We start from the raw sequence: 17822 nt of genomic DNA, 5'->3' as shown, positions 1-17822 counted from the left end.
AGGTTCCGGCCGGGGCCCGGCGCCCGCCTCCCTACAGGGGGGTGACGTAGGCGCCGGAGATCCCGCCGTCGACGAGGAAGTCGGTGGCGTTGACGAACGAGGAGTCGTCGCTCGCCAGGAAGGCGACGGCGGCCGCGATCTCGGTCGCCTCGGCGAACCGGCCGAGCGGGATGTGCACGAGCCGGCGGGCCGCGCGCTCGGGGTCCTTGGCGAACAGCTCCTGGAGCAGCGGGGTGTTGACCGGCCCGGGGCACAGGGCGTTGACCCGGATGCCCTCGCGGGCGAACTGGACGCCCAGTTCGCGGGTCATGGCGAGCACGCCGCCCTTGGAGGCGGTGTACGAGATCTGGGAGGTGGCCGCGCCCATCCTGGCGACGAACGAGGCGGTGTTGATGATGGAGCCCCGGCCCTGGCGGCGCATGTAGGGCAGGGCGGCCTTGCAGCAGAGGTAGACGGAGGTGAGGTTGACGTCCTGGACGCGCTTCCAGGCCTCCAGCTCCGTGGTGAGGATCGAGTCGTCGTCGGGCGGCGAGATGCCGGCGTTGTTGAAGGCGATGTCGACGGAGCCGTAGGTGTCGTCGGCGGCCCGGAACAGGGCCTCGACCTGGGCGGGTTCGGTGACGTCGACCCGTACGAAGGTGCCGCCGACGGCCTCGGCGGCCGCCTTGCCCGCGGTCTCGTCGATGTCGCCGCAGACCACGTGCGCCCCTTCGGAGGCGAGCCGGTGGGCGGTGGCCAGGCCGATGCCGCTGCCCGCGCCGGTGATGACGGCGGTGCGGCCGACGAGCCGGCGGCAGATGTTCTCGTTGTCCGTGGTCATGCCGGTTCAGGCCTCCGTACTGAGAAAGACGTTCTTGGTTTCGGTGAAGGCGGTGAGGGCGTCGGGGCCGAGCTCCCGGCCGAGGCCGGACTGCTTGAAGCCGCCGAACGGGGTCCAGTAGCGGACCGCCGAGTGGGAGTTGACCGAGAGGTTGCCGGCGCGGACGGCCTGCGCGACGCGCAGCGCGCGTCCCACGTCCCGGGTCCACAGGGAGCCGGCCAGGCCGTAGTCGGTGGCGTTGGCGAGCCGCACGGCGTCCTCCTCGTCCTCGAAGGGCAGCACGACCGCGACCGGCCCGAAGACCTCCTCGGTGGCGACGGGCGCGTCCGGCCTGGCGTCGGTGAGGACGGTCGGCGGGAACCAGAAGCCCGGCCCGCCGGGCGCACTGCCCCGGACGGCGGCCGCGTCCTCGGGGACGTAGCCCCGTACCCGCTCCAGCTGGGTGCGGGAGATGAGCGGGCCCATCTGGGTCTTCTCGTCCGCCGGGTCGCCGACGACGACGGAGGCGACGGCCGGGGCGAGCAGGTCGAGGAAGCGGTCGTAGGCGGAGCGCTGGACGAGGATGCGGGTACGGGCGCAGCAGTCCTGGCCCGCGTTGTCCAGGAAGGACAGCGGGGCGGCGGCTGCGGCGGCCTCGATGTCGGCGTCGGCGAAGACGATGTTGGGGCTCTTGCCGCCGAGTTCGAGGGTGATCCGCTTCACGCGCTCGGCGCACGCGGCCATGATCCGCTTGCCGACCCGGGTGGAGCCGGTGAAGACGATCTTGGCGACGCCCGGGTGCTCGACCAGGGCGTTGCCCGCCACGTCGCCCGCGCCCGGGAGCACCTGGAAGAGGTGTTCGGGCAGGCCCGCCTCGCGGGCGAGCGCGGCGAGCCGCAGGGCGGTCAGCGGGGTGGTCTCGGCGGGCTTGAGGAGGACCGCGTTGCCCGCCGCGAGGGCGGGGGCCAGTCCCCAGGCGGCGATGGGCATGGGGAAGTTCCAGGGCGCGATCACGCCGACGACGCCGAGGGGTTCGAGCAGGGTGAGGTCGATGCCGCCGGGGACGGGGATCTGGCGGCCGCTCAGCCGCTCCACTCCCCCGGCGCAGAAGTCGAGCAGATCGCGGACGTTGCCCGCTTCCCAGCGGGCGTTGCCGATGGTGTGCCCGGCCTCCCGGACCTCCAGGGCCGCCAGTTCCTCGACGGCGCCGTCCACGGCGGCGGCGAACCGGCGCAGCAGCCGGGCCCGGTCGGCGGGCGCGAGCGCCGCCCAGGTCCGCTGGGCCCCGGCGGCCCGGGTGACGGCGGTGTCCACCTCGGCGGCCGTGGTGGCGGGGACGGTGGCGAGGAGTTCCTCCGTCGCCGGGTTCAGTACGTGGTGCTCATGGATCACGGAGTCGGTCACGGAGTCCCTCACAGCCGTTCGAAGGAGCGTCGCAGCTCCCAGTCGGTCACCGCCGCGTCGAACGCCTCCACTTCGACGCGCGCCATGTTGCCGTAGTGCGCCACGACGTCCTCGCCGAACGCCTCGCGGGCGATCTCGCTGTTCTCCCAGAGCGTGGCGGCCTCACGCAGGGTCGTGGGGACGTGGTCGTACGCGGCGGTGTAGGCGTTGCCCTCGCACGGCTCGGGGAGTTCGAGGGCGTGCTCGATGCCGTAGAGGCCGGCGGCGACGAGTCCGGCGACGGCGAGGTACGGGTTGACGTCGCCGCCGGGGAGCCGGTTCTCGAAGCGCAGGGAGGGGCCGTGGCCGACGACGCGCAGCGCGCAGGTCCGGTTGTCGTGGCCCCAGGCGACGGCGGTCGGGGCGAAGGAGCCGGGCTGGAAGCGCTTGTAGGAGTTGATGTTCGGCGCGTAGAGGAGGGAGAAGTCGCGCAGGGCGGCGAGCTGGCCGGCGAGGAAGTGCCGCATCACCGGGGACATCGTGCCGTCCTCGGCCGCCATGACCGCGCGGGCGTCGGCGGTGGTGGAGCGGAGCGAGAGGTGGATGTGGCAGGAGTTGCCCTCGCGCTCGTTGAACTTGGCCATGAAGGTGAGGGCGACGCCCTCCTGGGCGGCGATCTCCTTGGCGCCCGTCTTGTAGACGGCGTGCTGGTCGCAGGTGACCAGGGCCTCGTCGTAGCGGAACACGATCTCGTGCTGGCCCGGGTTGCACTCGCCCTTGGCGGACTCGACGGTGAGGCCTGCGCCGGCCATCTCGTTGCGGATGCGGCGCAGCAGGGGCTCGATGCGGCCGGTGCCGAGGACGGAGTAGTCCACGTTGTACTGGTTGACCGGGGTGAGGCCGCGGTAGCCCCGGTCCCAGGCCTGTTCGTAGGTGTCCTTGAAGACGATGAACTCGAGCTCGGTGCCGGCGTGGGCCGTGTAGCCGTGTCCGGCCAGGCGCTCCAGCTGGCGGCGCAGGATCTGGCGGGGCGCGGCGGTGACGGGCGCGCCGTCGGCCCAGGCGAGGTCGGCGAGGACCATCGCGGTGGCCTCGTTCCACGGCACCCGGCGCAGGGTGGCGAGGTCGGGGTGCATGGCGAAGTCGCCGTAGCCGCTGTCCCAGGAGGACATGGCGTAGCCGTCGACGGTGTTCATCTCGGTGTCGACGGCCAGCAGGTAGTTGCAGCCCTCGGTGCCGTGCCGCACCACCTCGTCGAGGAAGAAGGCTGCGGAGAAGCGTTTGCCCTGGAGCCGTCCCTGCATGTCGGGGAAGGCCAGGACCACGGTGTCGATCTCACCGCTGTCGACGAGGAGCCGTAGCTCTTCGACGGCGAGCGGGGCTGTTCGGTCGGACACGGATGGATCCTCTCCTCGCGGGCCGCCGGATGATCCAAATCTATGGGCAGGTCAGGGAATTTGGATACGGTGCTTGTCAATTCCGCGTGCCGTTCGCAAGACGTGCCCGTACGAGGGAGGGGTCCGATGACGCGTCCGCTGATCGGGATCAGCACGTATCTGGAGGCGTCGGTGCGCTGGGGGGTCTGGGACATGCCGGCCACGCTGCTGCCCGCCGGATACAGCCGGCTGGTGCGGGAGTCGGGCGGTCTGGCCGTGCTCCTGCCGCCGGACGCGCCGGATGCCGCGCCGGAGGTGGTCTCCCGGCTGGACGCGGTCGTGGTGGCGGGCGGCCCGGACGTGGACCCCGCGCGGTACGGAGCCGGCCGCGACCCGCGCACGGGCCCGCCGGCGCCGGAGCGGGACGCCTGGGAGGCGGCGCTCATCGGGGCGGCGCTGGACTCGGACACGCCGCTGCTCGGGATCTGCCGGGGCATGCAGCTGCTGAACGTGGCGTTCGGCGGCACGCTGACCCAGCATCTGGACGGGCACACGGGCCCTGACGGGGCGACAGGCGTGTTCGGCTCGCACCCGGTCACACCGGTGGCGGGCACCCTGTACGCCTCGCTGGTCCCCGGTGAGTGTGCCGTCCCCACCTACCACCACCAGGCGGTGGACCGGATCGGCCCCGGCCTGGTGGCCTCGGCGCACGCGGCGGACGGCACGGTCGAGGCGGTCGAACGGCCGGGGCCGGGCTGGGTGCTGGGCGTGCAGTGGCACCCCGAGGCCGGCGACGACCTGCGGGTGATGCGGGCGCTGGTGGACGCGGCGGCGGCCGTACCGGCGGGCTGAGACGGCCGGGCGCCGGTGGCCTCGCGGGAACGGCCCCGGTCCCGGGCGGCCACCGGCATCCCGGCGGCGACGCCCGCCGGATGCTCGGCGAGGCCGGGTTCTTCGGCCGGATCGACACCCGGCGGGTCGAGGGCGACATCCTGAACGTCTCCTGCGTGGCACGGCGCTGAGACGTCACAGGGGGCGGGCGGCGGGCCCGGCGCCCGGGGTCACGGGAGCCTGGCCCGCAGCCAGTCCAGCGCGGCCGCGCCCTGGGCCGCCTGGAAGGCCCGGACGGTCGGCAGGCCCGGCGGGTCGGGGAGCAGGGAGTGGGACACGAAGTAGCCGGCCAGGGCGGCAAGGACGGCGGTGACCGCCTCGGGTGCGGCGTCCCGGCCGAGCGGGTGCGCGGTGAAGAGCGCGTCCGGGTCGGGCCCGCCCTGGGCCGCCACGCACGGCAGCATCACCAGCAGGTCGAACCAGGGTGCCGCGCGTACCGCGTGCGGCCAGTCGACGAAGACGACCCGGTCCCCGGTGAGCAGGATGTTGTCGGCGCGCAGATCGCCGTGGGCGAGGGTGTCCCCGGCGGCGGCCCGCCCCCAGCCGGACTCCAGCTCGGCGAGGTCGCCGAGCCGCTGCGCCGCCCAGGGGTCCAGACGGGCGGTCTCCCCCGCCGCGTGCAGGGTCCGCCAGCCGGTGAACATCGTCTTCTTGCGCGCGGCGACGGACGGGGCGTCGACCGGGGCCGGGGTGAGGGTGCGGGCCAGCTCGCCGACGGCCGCCAGGACGTGGTCCAGTTCGGCCGGGTTCCAGGGGACGCGGGGCCGGCGGCCGTCGATGTCCTCCAGCACGAGGGCGACGCAGGTGCCGTCGTCGTAGGAGCCGAGCAGGCGGGGCACGGGGGCGTGCGGCGGGAGGGCCGCGGTGCGGCGGATCTCGGCGCGGTGCAGGCGCGGGCTGTCGGGGTTCGGGTCGGCGCCGACGGCCTTGACGAAGGCCCGGCCGCCGTCGGCGAGGCGGACCCGGGCGGCTGCTCCGGGCGAGAAGCCGCCGCTCTGGGTGCGGGCCTCGACGACGGGCGAGCCGAGGATGTCCTCGACGGCGCCGCGTACACGGGCGGGCAGGTCGGCCCAGGGCCTGCGGACGCCCTCGGCGGGCGGTGCGGTGGCGGTCATCGGCCCATCCTTCCCGCCCGCCCGGGGCGCGGGCGAGCGGTTTTGCGCGTCGGTCAGTCGCCGGAGGGGCCGGAGCGGGTCAGGGAGAGCAGGTCGCGGGCCGGGCCCGTGGGGCGGTGGCCGGCCGGCCAGACCGCCCGCAGCTGGCGGCGCAGCCGGACGCCGGCGACCGGGACCTTGATCAGACGGCGGGCGGAGAGCTCCTCGCCGAGGGCCAGTTCGCTCAGGACGCAGGGGCCGGCTCCGCTCTCCGCCGCTCCCTTGACGGCGGTGGTCGATGAGAGTTCCAGCAGCGGCTGGGCCAGTCCGCCGTGGACGGCGAGCGCGGCGTCCAGGACCTGGCGGGTGCCGGAGCCGTGCTCGCGCAGGATCAGCGGGGTGGCGGCCAGTTCTCCTGGGGTCAGGGGGGTGCGGCGCCGGGCCCAGGCGTGGGCCGGGGCGACCACCACGACCAGCCGGTCGTGGGCGATGACCGTGCCGTCCAGCCCTTCCGGGACGGACAGGCCCTCGACGAAGCCGAGGTCCGCCTCGCCGGTCAGCAGCCGCCGGGCCACGGCGGCCGAGTTGCCGGCGAGCAGGGAGACGGCGGTGTCCGGGCGCTCGGCGCGCAGGGCGATCAGCCAGCCGGGCAGCAGGTATTCGGCGATGGTCATGGAGGCGGCGACCCGCAGCCGGGAGTCGCGGCGGTCGCGCAGCGCCTGGGCGCCCGCGTCGAACGCCTCGGCCGCCTCGACGACGCGGCGGGCCCAGTCGGTGACGAGCGCTCCGGCGTCGGTGAGCCGGGAGCCCCGGGGCGAGCGGTCGAGGAGGGCGACACCGAGCTGGCGCTCCATGGAGCGGATGCGGCTGCTGGCGGCGGGCTGGGTGATGCCCACGTCGCGGGCGGCCCGCCCGAGGCTGCCGTGCCGGGCTACGGCGAGAAGCAGCTCCAGCGCGCCGAGATCGGGCACCCGGTGGGAGAGGAGGACGGGCGATTCGCTGGCCATAAGTCCACCTTATGACCTCATAGGGCGGGACTCCCTGGTGGGGTGCTGCCCGGCCGCCGAGACTCGTGGCATGGCCATCTTTCCGCAGACCCGCCCCGCTCCTCCTCCCTACGCCGGCACCGTCCGGCGGCCGGGCCTGCGGCACTTCGGCCCCAACTGGTACGCGACCGTCATGGGCACCGCGATCGTCGCGAGTGCGGGGGCCGCCCTGCCCGTGCGTCTGCCTGGTCTGCGGGCGGTCTGTGCGGCGGTGTGGGTGCTCTCGGCCCTCCTGCTCGCCGCGGTGCTCGCCGCCCGTGCCGGACACTGGACCGCCCATCGCGACCAGGCGCGGGCCCATCTGCTGGACCCGGCCGTCGCGCCGTTCTACGGCTGTCTGTCGATGGCGCTGCTGGCCGTCGGGGGTTCCGGCATGGCCGTGGGCCGGGACGTGATCGGGCACGGGCCCGCGCTGGTCCTGGATGTGGTGCTGTACAGCGCCGGCACGCTGACCGGGCTGGTCGCGGCCGTGGCGATCCCGTATCTGATGGTCGTGCGCCACCGTCCGGAGCCCGGCACCGCGTCCCCCGTCTGGCTGCTGCCCGTGGTGGCGCCCATGGTGTCGGCGGCGCTCGGTCCGCTGCTGGTGCCGGAGCTGCCGCCGGGCCAGTGGCGGGAGGCGCTGCTGCTCGGCTGCTACGCGATGTTCGGGCTGAGCCTGCTGGCGACGCTGGTGATGCTGCCGCTGATCCTCGGCCGGCTGATCCACCGGGGCCCGCTGCCGCTCGCCCTGACCCCGACCCTGTTCCTGGTGCTGGGCCCGCTGGGGCAGTCCACGACCGCGGTCAACGCACTGGCCGATGTGGCGCCGGGTGCGGTCCGGGCGCCGTACGCCTCCGCCTTCGGCGCGTTCGCGGTGCTGTACGGGGTGCCGGTGATGGGGTTCGCGCTGCTGTGGCTGACGCTGTCCGCGGCGCTGGTGGTGCGCGCGGTGCGGGGCGGGATGACCTTCGCGATGACGTGGTGGGGCTTCACCTTCCCCGCGGGCACCTGTGTGACGGGCGCCGCCGGACTGGCCCGGCACACCGGTCTGGCGGCGTACACCTGGCTGGCCGTCGCGCTGTACGTGCTCCTCGTGGCGGCCTGGGCGGTGGCCGGGGCCCGCACCCTGCGCGGACTGCTCAGCGGAGCGCTGCTCGCAGCGCCTCCGGGGCCCGTACCAGCGACGGCCCGTACCAGGTGAGGTACCGCCCGTCGACGAGGGCTGCGGGCAGGGCGGGGAAGGCCTCCGGCCCGTCGGACGCGGTGAAGCGGTAGGGCTCGTCGGGCAGCACCACCAGATCAGCGCCCGCGCCGTTCAGCTCGGCGAGCGGGACGCGCGGGTAGCGCTCGGCGTGGTCCGCGTAGACATTGGCCACCCCGAGCCGGGCCAGCAGGTCGCCGGCGAACGTGTCGCGGCCCAGCACCATCCAGGGCCTGCGCCAGACGGGGACGATCGCCCGGCGCGAGGTCCCGGGCGCCGGGAGGGCCGCCCAGGCGGCCTCGGCCTCGTCCAGCCAGCGCGGCCGGGGCAGCCCGCAGGCGCCGGTCAGCAGCCGGTCCAGCTCGCCGAAGGCGTCGTCCAGGGTGCGGACGGTGGTGACGAGGACCTCCGTGCCGGCCTCCCGGAGGGCGGCGAGGTCGGGTGCGCGGTTCTCCTCCTCGTTGGCGACCACCAGGTCGGGGCGCAGCGCCAGGATCGCGGGGACGTCGGGGTTCTTGGTGCCGCCCACGCGGGCGGCGGCGAGTCCGGCGGGGTGGGTGCACCAGTCGGTGACGCCGACGAGCAGCCCGGGGGCGGTCGCGGCGACGGCCTCGGTGAGGGAGGGGACCAGGGAGACGACACGCACGGCGGTGCTCAGCGCCGGGGGTCGGAGGTGGCGTCGATGTGTTCGGCGACGGCCACGCAGAGCAGCCGGGTGCCGGGGAGCGTGGCCCGCCAGCGGTGGCGCACCCCGCCGGAGAGGAACAGGGTGTCGCCCTGGACCAGCCGGTAGGCCTGGCCCTCGGCCTCCACCTCGGCGGCGCCCTCCGCGACGTACAGCACCTCGTCGTTGCGGTGCTGGAACTCGCGGCCGAGGTCCAGCTCACCGGTGAATTCGAGGGCGCTGAGCTGATGGCGTCCGCGTACCACCCGGTGCACCCCGTCCGTCTGGGCGGCGCGCACGACATCGACCGCGCGGGCGGAGTCCGCGGCGGCGCGCAGCCGTGCGGTGGTGGTCTCCAGGGCCTCGGCGACCAGGTCCAGGGAACGGGCGCTGGGTCTGGCGCGTTCGTTCTCGATCTGGCTGAGGAACGGTACGGACAGGCCGCTGCGCGTGGCGACGGCGGCCAGCGTGAGCCCCAGGGATCTGCGTTGTCGGCGGACCGCGGCGCCCACCCGGAGTGTTTCCTTGTCGTCCATGTCCGGCTCCCTCCCGACTCGCCATCCTTCCGTCTACGGGCACGTTCCGCACACCGTTACGCAAGGACAGCCCGGAAACGGGCGTACGGAACACCCCGAAGGGGTGGGTAGCGCCGTCGGCGGTACCCACCCCTTCATGGGCCGGAACCCCAGGTGGGGCCCGGTCCCCCGCTACTGCTGGGGGGCCATCTTGTCCGCGATGCCGGGATTCTTGTCCATCCAGGCCTTCACGGCTTCCTCTTCGTGTCCTGTACCGAGCTTCTGGATCTGGTTCTCCAGACCGGCGAGCTGGTCCTCGCTCAGCTTGAAGTCCTTGAACCACTTCGTGAGCTGCGGGTAGTTCTTCGGGAAGTCCTTCGAGGCGATGGTGTGCAGCCGGTCGCCGTCACCGAAGGTCTTCTTGGGGTCCTGGAGCTTGGTCATCCCGTACTCGCTGTAGGCCCAGTGCGGGGTCCACAGCAGGACGGCGATGGGCTCCTTCTTGGCGTAGGCGCGCTTCAGCTCGGCGAGCATGCCGGGCGTGGAGGCGTCGACGACCTTGTACTCCTTGTCGAGGCCGTAGCCGGGGAGCACGTTCTTCTTGAGGTTCTCCATCGTGGCCGTGCCCGGCTCGATGCCGACGATGCGGCCCTTGAACTTCGAGCCCTTGCCCTTGAGGTCGGCCAGGGACTTCACGTCCTTGACGTAGTCGGGCACCGCGACCTCGATCGAGGTGGGGCCGTACCACGAGCCGATGTCCGTGAGCTTGGAGCCGTACTTGTCCCAGTAATTCTTCTGGGTGTACGGCAGCCAGCCGTCGAACTGCACGTCGAGCTGGCCCCGCGACATCGCGGTGTACATCGGGCCGACCTCGAACTGCTTGAGGTTGATCTTGTAGCCGCGGTCCTCCAGGACGGCCTTCCACAGGTACGTGGCGGCGATGTCCTCCTCCCAGGGGAACCAGGCCATCTCGACCGTGCGGTCGCGCTCGTCCTTGCCGCCGGCGCCCTTGGATGTGGCGCCCTTCGCGACCGGGGTCCACTTGTCACCGACGCCCGGGTTGGCCTTCAGCCAGGTGCGGACGGCCTCCTGCTCCTTGCCCGAGCCGCTCTTCTGGATCTGCGCCTCGAGGCTGGTGAGCTGGTCCTCGGTCATCTTGAAGTTCTTGAGCCACTTGCCGACCTCGGGGTTGTCGGCGGAGAAGCCCTTGCGGGTCAGCGTGTGGATGCCGTCGCCCTTGCCCCAGAGGTTCTTGGGGTCCTTGAGCTTGGTCAGCTCGTACTGGTTGTAGGCCCAGTGCGGCGACCAGAGCGGAACGACGATCGGTTCCTTCTTGGCGTACGCCCGCTTCAGCTCGGCCAGCATGGACGGCGTCGAGCCGTCGACGACCTTGTACTCCTTGTCCAGGCCGTAGCCCGGCAGGATCTTGTCCTTGAGCAGGGCGGTCTCACCGGCGCTCGGCTCGATGCCGACGACCCGGCCCTTGAAGTCGGACCCCTTGCCCTTGAGGTCGTCGAGCGAGTCGACGCCCTTCACGTACGAGGGCACGGCCAGCTCCAGCGAGGTGGGGCCGTACCAGGAGCCCATGTCGTCCAGGCGGTCCTTGTACTTCTTCCAGTACGCGGCGTGGGTGACCGGCAGCCAGGAGTCGGTCTCGAAGTCGATCTGGCCGCCCGCCATGCCGGTGTACAGCGCGCCGGCCTCGTACTGCTTGACGTCGACCTCGAAGCCGCGCTGCTCCAGCAGCTCCTTCCACAGGAAGGTGGAGGCGATGCCCTCGTCCCACGGGATGTAGCCCATGCTGATCTTCTTGCCGGCCCCGATGTTCTTGGGGTCGGAGCCCGCGGTGGCGTCCGAGTCCGAGGAGCCGAACAGGCTCATGCTGCCGGCCACGAGGGCGAGGACGACGATGCCGGCCACGGCGACGACGGGCTGCGGGCGGTAGTTCCACACCTTGAGTCCGCCGGACACCGACTGCGCCTTGGCGAGCGCACGGCGGGCGAGCGGGGAGACCTCGCGGCCCAGGGCGCTGGTCATCCGGTCCAGGTACATGGCCAGGATGACGATGGAGACACCGGCCTCGAAGCCGAGGCCGACGTCGACGTTGCCGATGGCGCGGTAGACGGAGCCGCCGAGGCCGCCGCCGCCGACCATGCCGGCGATGACCACCATGGACAGGCCCAGCATGATGACCTGGTTGATGCCCGCCATGATCGTGGGCAGTGCGAGCGGCAGCTGCACCCGCAGCAGGGTGTTGCGGGAGGTGGTGCCGAAGGCCTCGGCCGCCTCGACGAGCTCGCCGTCGACCTGGCGGATGCCGAGTTCGGTCATCCGGACGCCCGGGGGCAGCGCGAAGATGATGGTGGCGATGATGCCGGGGACGACACCGACGCCGAAGAAGATGACGCCGGGGATCAGGTAGACCATGGCGGGCATGGTCTGCATGAAGTCCAGGACCGGCCGGGTCACCGCGCTGACGGTCTTGGAGCGGGACGCCCAGATGCCGAGCGGGACGGCCAGCACCAGCGTCACGATGGTCGCGACGAGCACCAGGGTGAGGGTGTCCATCGCCTCGTCCCACAGCTCGACGGAGTCGATGAGGGCGAAGCCGACGAACGCGAGGATGCCGGCGAGCAGGCCGCGCAGCCACCAGGCGATGACGGCGACGATGCCCGCGAAGAGCAGGGGCGCGGGGGCGGAGAGCACGGCGGCGATGCCGTCGAACATCCCGCTGACCACGGAGCTGATGGCGTCGAAGAGCCAGGCCAGATGGGTCTGGAGCCAGTCGACAGCGGAGTCGACCCAGTCGCCGAGATGGAGCCTAAACACTGGCCACCTTCTTCAGCGAGGCCGCGGCGTCCTGGGGAGCCTCGGTGGGGGTCATCGGCTCGCCGAGCACGGCGAGCAGCCGGGCCCGGGGCACGACGCCGACGAGCTTGCCCTTGTCGTCGGTCACCGCGACCGCGACGCCGCTCTGCGAGCAGGGTGTGAACAGCTCGATGATCGGGGTGGACTCCGTGACGGTGGCCGGGGCCTCCCGCAGGATGTCGGCTGCGGTACGCAGTTCCTTGCCGCCGTCCGTGCCGGTGCCCAGGACGGTCTCGGGCTCGGCCATGATGGCGCCCGCGGTCAGCACCCGGGAGCGGTCCACGTCCTGGGTGAAGGAGGCGACGTAGTCGTTGGCGGGGGTGACGAGGATGTCCTCGGCGGTGCCGAGCTGGACTATCTCGCCGTCGCGCATCACCGCGATGCGGTCGCCCAGGCGCATGGCCTCGTTGAGGTCGTGGGTGATGAAGACGATGGTCTTCTTCAGCCGCTTCTGCAGCTCCAGCAGCTGGTCCTGCATGTCGCGGCGGATCAGCGGGTCGAGCGCGCTGAAGGACTCGTCCATCAGCAGCAGGTCGGCATCGGTGGCGAGCGCGCGGGCCAGCCCGACACGCTGCTGCATGCCGCCGGAGAGCTCGTCGGGCCAGGACTTCTCCCAGCCGGCGAGACCGGTCAGCTCCAGTGCCTCGGTGGCGCGGCGGTTGCGCTCGGCGCGCGGTACGCCCTGCACCTCCAGGCCGTAGCCGGCGTTCTCCAGGACGCTCCGGTGGGGGAAGAGCGCGAAGTGCTGGAACACCATGCTGATCTTGGTGGAGCGGACGTGGCGGAGCTCGGCGGGGCTCAGGGCGGTCAGGTCCTGGCCGTCGAAGAGCACCTTGCCCGCGGTCGGCTCCAGCAGTCCGTTGAGCATGCGCAGCAACGTGGACTTGCCGGACCCGGACAGGCCCATGACGACGAAGATCTGCCCCGGTTCCACGGTGAACGATGCGTCGATCACCGCTGCGGTCGTTCCGTCGGCGCGCAGCTCGTCGCGGTCCGTGCCGCTCTCGAGCTTCTGCACGGCTTGATCGGGTCGTCTGCCGAAGACCTTGTACAAGTGTTCGGCTTGCAGCCTAGACACATACACCTCACGCGTTGAACCGAAAACGGTCTGCCACCCCCTCCGGCAGACCGTGGAGCGGTGCGGATTCGGTCCGCATGGCACGTGCACTAGTTGAAAATGCGACGTGGTCCGCTCCAGTGCCGCGCCTGCCCCCGCTTACACGGAGCAAACGCAACAGTGACCCAGGTCACACAAGAACGCCGGGAGTTCGGGAACCGCGTCCACGACGGCCGCTGTCGGCGGGGTGCGGCATCATCGGGGTTGTGACGCGACGCCTGATGCTCCTCGACACCGCCTCCCTCTACTTCCGCGCCTACTTCGGGGTGCCCGACTCGGTGCGCGCGCCGGACGGGACGCCGGTCAACGCCGTGCGCGGGCTGCTGGACTTCATCGGCAGGCTGGTGCACGACCACCGGCCGGACGATCTGGTCGCCTGCTGGGACGCGGACTGGCGCCCGCAGTGGCGGGTCGACCTGATCCCCTCGTACAAGGCGCACCGGGTGGCGGCGGAGACCGGCGCGGGGCTGCCCGACGAGGAGGAGACCCCCGACACCCTGGCCCCGCAGGTCCCGGTCATCGCGGAGGTCCTCGACGCCCTCGGTATCGCCCGGGTCGGCGTCGCGGGGTACGAGGCGGACGACGTCATCGGCACCCTGACGGGGCGGGCCGAGGGCCCGGTGGACATCGTCACGGGCGACCGGGACCTCTACCAGCTGGTGGACGACGCCCGGCAGGTGCGGGTGCTCTACCCGCTGAAGGGGGTCGGCACCCTGCAGATGACGGACGAGGCCTGGCTGCGCGAGAAGTACGGGGTGGACGGCTCCGGCTATGTCGATCTGGCGCTGCTGCGCGGCGACCCGAGCGACGGACTGCCCGGCGTGCCCGGCATCGGCGAGAAGACGGCCGCCAAGCTGCTGGACGCCTTCGGCGATCTGGCCGGGATCATGGCCGCGGTCGACGACCCGGCCGCGAAGCTGACGCCGTCGCAGCGCAAGCGGCTCGACGAGGCGCGCGCCTATGTGGCCGTCGCGCCGACGGTCGTGCGGGTCGCGGGTGACGTACCGCTGCCGGAATTCGACCCCGCGCTGCCGGCCGCGCCGCGCGACCCGGCCGCTCTCGACGCGCTCGCGGCCCGGTGGGGGCTGGGTGGAGCGCTGCAGCGTCTGCTCACCGTCCTGCACCCCTGAGATGCTAAGTTAGGTAACCCTAAGATCGATGTGCGCATCGGTCGACGGTCCCCATTTCCGGAACAGGGAGTAAACCTCGTGGCAGAACGACCGGAACGGCGGGCACCCTCGGCTCAGGGGGCGCAGGTCCTGCGCACCGAGCAGATCACCCCGCACATGATCCGGGTGGTGCTCGGCGGCGACGGTCTCGCCGGTTTCGCCCTCTCGGGCTTCACCGACCACTACGTCAAGCTGTGCTTCGCCCCCGAGGGCGCGGACTACGCACACCCCTTCGACATGGCCCGCATCCGCGAGGACTATCCGCGCGAGCTGTGGCCCACCACCCGTACGTACACGGTGCGTTCCTGGGACCCGGCCGCCCGGGAGCTGGCGATCGACTTCGTCGTGCACGGCGACGAGGGCCTGGCCGGCCCGTGGGCCGCGCACGCGAAGCCCGGCGACCAGGTGACGTTCCTGGGCCCCGGCGGGGGTTACGGCCCCGACGCCTCGGCCGACTGGCACCTGCTGGTGGGCGACGAGAGCGCGCTCCCGGCCGTGGCCGCCGCGCTGGAGCAGATGCCGGCGGGTGCGGTGGTGCGCGCGTTCGTCGAGGTGGCGGACGCCTCGGAGGAGCAGAAGATCACGACGCCGGACGGCGTCGAGGTCAGCTGGCTGCACCGCGGCGACCGCCCGGTCGGCGAGCTGCTCACCGCCGCGGTCAAGGAGCTGGAGTTCCCGGCGGGCGACGTCCAGGCGTTCGTCCACGGCGAGGCGGGCTTCGTCAAGGAGATCCGCCGCCATCTGCGGCTGGACCGCAAGATCCCGCTGTCGCAGCTGTCGATCTCCGGCTACTGGCGGCTCGGCCAGAACGACGACGCCTGGCGCTCCGTCAAGCGCGAGTGGAACGAGCAGGTGGAACGCGAGCAGGAGGGCGCCGCGTAGCGTCCCCGGGTCTGCGCACGGTGCCCCGGTCCGCCCCCGAGGGGAGGGCCGGGGCACCGTCGTGTCGTGTCACCTCAGACGGACTTCTGGTACGAGCGGAACGTGCGGGTCGACAGCCAGACCGCGGCCACGGCGAGCGCGAGCAGCGCTCCCCCTCGGCCGAGGACCAGCCCCCAGTCCGGGTCGGGGCCGAGGGCGGAGCGTCCGGCCACCATGGCCCAGTTGACCGGGTTGAAGGCGGCGATGTCACGCATCCAGGAGGGCATCTGGCTCGGCGCCATGAAGGAGGTGGACAGGAAGGTCAGCGGCAGCAGCAGGAAGGTGTTGATGCCGATGATCGACTCCCGCCGGCGGACCAGCATGCCCAGCGCGTTGGAGAGCGCGCCGAACACCGTACCGAGCAGGATCGAGGCGGCGACCAGGATCAGCAGTCCGGCGGCCCCGCCCGGGTAGGTGGCACCGGCCGCCCGGCCGAGCAGCAGGATGATCACGGACTGCACGGCCGTACTGATGCCGTTCTGCACGACGTTGGCGTTCATCAGCGCGTTGCGGCTGACCGGGGTGGTCAGGAAGCGGTTGAGCGTGCCGCGCTCGATCTCCTCCAGGGTGCCCATGCCGGCCCACATGCTCGACCCCAGGGCGCTCATGACGACGATGCCGGGGATCAGGTAGTCCAGATAGGACGTGGTGCCGAAGCCGCCGAGTTCGACGACCTTCTTGAAGAGGTTGCCGAACAGGAACAGCCAGATCACCGGCTGGACCAGTGAGATGGCCAGGAAGACCGGCTGCCGGAGGATCGCCATCAGCTGGCGCTGGGTCATGTACCAGGTCTGGGCCAGTGTCCGGCCGCTCATCGGGGGCCTCCTGCGGGGACCGGTGCGGGTGCGTCGTGCGGGCCTGCGGCCTCCGCCTCGGCGAAGTGGCGTCCCGCGTAGCGCAGATAGACGTCGTCGAGGGAGGGGCGGGCGACGGTGGCGGCGGCCACCCTCGCCCCGGCCCGCTCCAGGGCGGCGAGCAGCACCGGGACCGCTTGCGCGCCGTCCTCGGCGCGGACGCTGACCCGGCTGCCCTCGGTGAGGACCTCGTGCACCCCGGGCAGTCCGGCCAGCGCGGCGGTCGCGGTGTCGCGGTCGGCATCCGCGCGCAGCTCCATGTGGACGGCGTCGCCCCGCAGTTCGCCCTTGAGCGCGTCGGGTGTTCCCTCGACGACGACCCGGCCGCGGTCGACGATGGCGATGCGTTCGGCCAGCCGGTCGGCCTCCTCCAGGTAGTGCGTGGTGAGGACGATGGTCAGCCCCTCCTCGCCGGCCAGCCGGGAGATCTCCTCCCACATCGCCGTGCGCGCCTCCGGGTCGAGGCCGGTCGTCGGCTCGTCGAGGAAGAGCACCTCGGGGCGGTGGACCAGGCCCAGCGCCACGTCCAGGCGGCGCTGCATTCCGCCGGAGTACCCCTTGACCTGGCGGTTGCCCGCGTCGGCGAGGTCGAAGCGGACCAGCAGCTCATCGGCGCGCTGCTGGACGGCGGTGCCGCGCATCCCGTACAGCCGGCCCTGGAGCACCAGGTTCTCCCGTCCGGTGGCGACCGGGTCGGCACCGGACTTCTGGGCGACCACGCCGATCGACCGGCGGACCCGGTCGGGGTGGCGCAGGACGTCGTGCCCGGCGACGGACGCGGTGCCGGAGTCCGGGCGGGCGAGGGTGGTGAGGATCTTGACGGTGGTCGACTTCCCGGCACCGTTGGGCCCGAGGAGGCCGAAGACGGTGCCGGGTGCGACGGTGAGGCCCATGCCGTTGAGGGCGGTGACCTCACCGGGATAGGTCTTGATCAGCTGCCGCGCCTCTACGGCGGGCGCACGGGTGCTCATGACGGAGCTCTCCTGTGGTCGGCGGGGGCACTCGGCGCTGCGAGTGCCGGCGGCCGGACCGGTGTACGTGAGGAGCGCCGGGCTATCCTGGGTGTGCCGCACCTCGATCGCCCGGCATGCCTGCACGGCCTGTCCGGTCCGGGGTTCGAGACCCCGGCGGGCGCTGCTCCAACAGCTTCCGCCGGGGTCTTCTCTACGTGGTCGTCCCTCGGGCCCCTCCCCTCACACCGTGCGGTCGGGGTCGAGGACGATCTCCTGTTCGTCCAGGTCCTGCCAGTCCTGGGGCACCTCACCGGTCTCGTGGAACGACTTCCATTCCCCGATGCCGCTGATGGTGGAGTCGGTGATCTCCTTGCGGAAACTCCTGATCCACTCCAACTGCGCCTCCAGCATGTGGAGCTGGTACTCGGTCTCCACGACGAAGACCCGGGGCAGCGTGTCACCCAGCTGGGAGAGCACCCCCCGGAGCGCCGCGGCCTTCACCGACTGCGCCTGTTCACGGTCGACCAGGAGCTCCGCCACCTCGTCCGGCGGCAGCACCGGAAGCAGCGACAGGGCCGTGTCGAAGGCGGGGAACTCGTCGGCGGGCACCGCGATCAGGTCGGACAGCCAGTCCAGCATCTCGGCGCGCCCGGCCTCGGTGATGCCGTACAGCGTGCGCTCCGGGCGGTTGCCCTGGCGCTGCACGCCCGCGACCTCCACGTACCCGTGCTTCTCCAGGTTCTGGACCACGGTGTAGAGCGAGCCGAAGTTGATCTTCACGCTGTGCTGCTTGCCCCGGCGGCGGAGGGTCTGGGCGATCTCGTACGGATGCATGGAGCGCTCGGCGAGCAGCACCATCACCGTCAGCGCCAGCGGGTTGCTCAGCTTGCGCCGCTTGGCCATGGCCTCGTCACCCCTTCCCCTCGTCACCGAATACTCGTAGCCGAACATATCGCGAGTCCGCGCGACACGTCAACGACGATGTATCG

Annotated in this window: 16 protein-coding genes; 4 read left to right on the top strand and 12 right to left on the bottom strand. The window is 72.2% G+C overall.

Annotation, left to right across the window (positions count from 1 at the left end; translation table 11 throughout):
* Positions 1 to 31 precede the first annotated feature (31 nt).
* The 3 genes from RLT58_RS29415 to RLT58_RS29405 are packed head-to-tail and all read right to left on the bottom strand — an operon-like array spanning position 32 to position 3579.
* Positions 32 to 820, bottom strand: a complete 789-nt coding sequence (locus tag RLT58_RS29415; protein WP_311313387.1) for a 3-oxoacyl-ACP reductase — start codon at positions 818 to 820, stop codon at positions 32 to 34.
* Positions 821 to 826: 6 nt separating this feature from the next.
* Positions 827 to 2191: an aldehyde dehydrogenase family protein gene (locus RLT58_RS29410; protein ID WP_311314694.1), complete on the bottom strand. Its 1365-nt coding sequence runs from the start codon at positions 2189 to 2191 to the stop codon at positions 827 to 829.
* 20 nt (positions 2192 to 2211) lie between these two features.
* Positions 2212 to 3579: a glutamine synthetase family protein gene (locus tag RLT58_RS29405; protein ID WP_311313386.1), complete on the bottom strand. Its 1368-nt coding sequence runs from the start codon at positions 3577 to 3579 to the stop codon at positions 2212 to 2214.
* A gap of 126 nt (positions 3580 to 3705) precedes the next feature.
* Here RLT58_RS29405 and RLT58_RS29400 point away from each other — a divergent pair, with 126 nt between their 5' ends.
* Positions 3706 to 4410 carry a gamma-glutamyl-gamma-aminobutyrate hydrolase family protein gene (locus RLT58_RS29400; RefSeq protein WP_311313385.1) on the top strand — a complete coding sequence of 235 codons (705 nt, stop codon included), beginning with the start codon at positions 3706 to 3708 and terminating at the stop codon, positions 4408 to 4410.
* Positions 4411 to 4619: 209 nt separating this feature from the next.
* Here RLT58_RS29400 and RLT58_RS29395 read toward each other — a convergent pair whose 3' ends face one another.
* Positions 4620 to 5564, bottom strand: coding sequence for an aminoglycoside phosphotransferase family protein (locus RLT58_RS29395; protein WP_311313384.1), 945 nt, complete (start codon positions 5562 to 5564; stop codon positions 4620 to 4622).
* 53 nt (positions 5565 to 5617) lie between these two features.
* Positions 5618 to 6550: a LysR family transcriptional regulator gene (locus RLT58_RS29390; RefSeq protein WP_311313383.1), complete on the bottom strand. Its 933-nt coding sequence runs from the start codon at positions 6548 to 6550 to the stop codon at positions 5618 to 5620.
* A 70-nt stretch (positions 6551 to 6620) separates the two neighbouring features.
* Between RLT58_RS29390 and RLT58_RS29385 the strand changes: the two genes are divergently transcribed.
* Positions 6621 to 7772 carry a TDT family transporter gene (locus tag RLT58_RS29385; protein ID WP_311313382.1) on the top strand — a complete coding sequence of 384 codons (1152 nt, stop codon included), beginning with the start codon at positions 6621 to 6623 and terminating at the stop codon, positions 7770 to 7772.
* Here RLT58_RS29385 and RLT58_RS29380 read toward each other — a convergent pair.
* The 4 genes from RLT58_RS29380 to RLT58_RS29365 all read right to left on the bottom strand — a co-directional run bounded on the left by RLT58_RS29380 (position 7711) and on the right by RLT58_RS29365 (position 12897).
* Positions 7711 to 8418, bottom strand: a complete 708-nt coding sequence (locus tag RLT58_RS29380; RefSeq protein ID WP_311313381.1) for a helical backbone metal receptor — start codon at positions 8416 to 8418, stop codon at positions 7711 to 7713. The genes RLT58_RS29385 and RLT58_RS29380 overlap by 62 nt on opposite strands.
* Before the next feature lie 8 nt (positions 8419 to 8426).
* A complete protein-coding gene (locus tag RLT58_RS29375; RefSeq protein WP_311313380.1) occupies positions 8427 to 8972 on the bottom strand; it encodes a helix-turn-helix domain-containing protein in 546 nt (181 codons plus the stop codon).
* Between the two features lie 171 nt (positions 8973 to 9143).
* A complete protein-coding gene (locus RLT58_RS29370) occupies positions 9144 to 11780 on the bottom strand; it encodes an ABC transporter permease/substrate binding protein (protein ID WP_311313379.1) in 2637 nt (878 codons plus the stop codon).
* Positions 11773 to 12897, bottom strand: a complete 1125-nt coding sequence (locus RLT58_RS29365; protein WP_311313378.1) for a quaternary amine ABC transporter ATP-binding protein — start codon at positions 12895 to 12897, stop codon at positions 11773 to 11775. Before RLT58_RS29365 ends, RLT58_RS29370 begins: the two co-directional genes overlap by 8 nt.
* 260 nt (positions 12898 to 13157) lie before the next feature.
* Here RLT58_RS29365 and RLT58_RS29360 point away from each other — a divergent pair, with 260 nt between their 5' ends.
* The gene (locus RLT58_RS29360; protein WP_311314693.1) at positions 13158 to 14066 is read left to right on the top strand and encodes a 5'-3' exonuclease; all 909 of its coding nucleotides are present in this window, start codon (positions 13158 to 13160) and stop codon (positions 14064 to 14066) included.
* Between the two features lie 78 nt (positions 14067 to 14144).
* Positions 14145 to 14987, top strand: a complete 843-nt coding sequence (locus RLT58_RS29355; protein WP_311313377.1) for a siderophore-interacting protein — start codon at positions 14145 to 14147, stop codon at positions 14985 to 14987.
* A 74-nt stretch (positions 14988 to 15061) separates the two neighbouring features.
* Here the strand turns inward: RLT58_RS29355 and RLT58_RS29350 are convergent, their stop codons facing one another.
* From RLT58_RS29350 to RLT58_RS29340, 3 genes are all read right to left on the bottom strand, one after another.
* Positions 15062 to 15841 (bottom strand): ABC transporter permease, encoded by a 780-nt coding sequence (locus tag RLT58_RS29350; RefSeq protein ID WP_311313376.1) that lies wholly within the window; start codon positions 15839 to 15841, stop codon positions 15062 to 15064.
* A complete protein-coding gene (locus tag RLT58_RS29345; RefSeq protein WP_311313375.1) occupies positions 15838 to 16851 on the bottom strand; it encodes an efflux ABC transporter ATPase subunit, DrrA-related in 1014 nt (337 codons plus the stop codon). The genes RLT58_RS29350 and RLT58_RS29345 overlap by 4 nt, the downstream gene beginning before the upstream one ends.
* Before the next feature lie 222 nt (positions 16852 to 17073).
* The gene (locus tag RLT58_RS29340; protein WP_311314692.1) at positions 17074 to 17736 is read right to left on the bottom strand and encodes a PadR family transcriptional regulator; all 663 of its coding nucleotides are present in this window, start codon (positions 17734 to 17736) and stop codon (positions 17074 to 17076) included.
* Positions 17737 to 17822 lie beyond the last annotated feature (86 nt).

The organism is Streptomyces sp. ITFR-16 (genome assembly GCF_031844705.1).
Lineage (GTDB): Bacteria > Actinomycetota > Actinomycetes > Streptomycetales > Streptomycetaceae > Streptomyces.
Note: the sequence above shows the minus strand (reverse complement) of the source record. Positions and strands in the feature narration are given on the sequence as shown.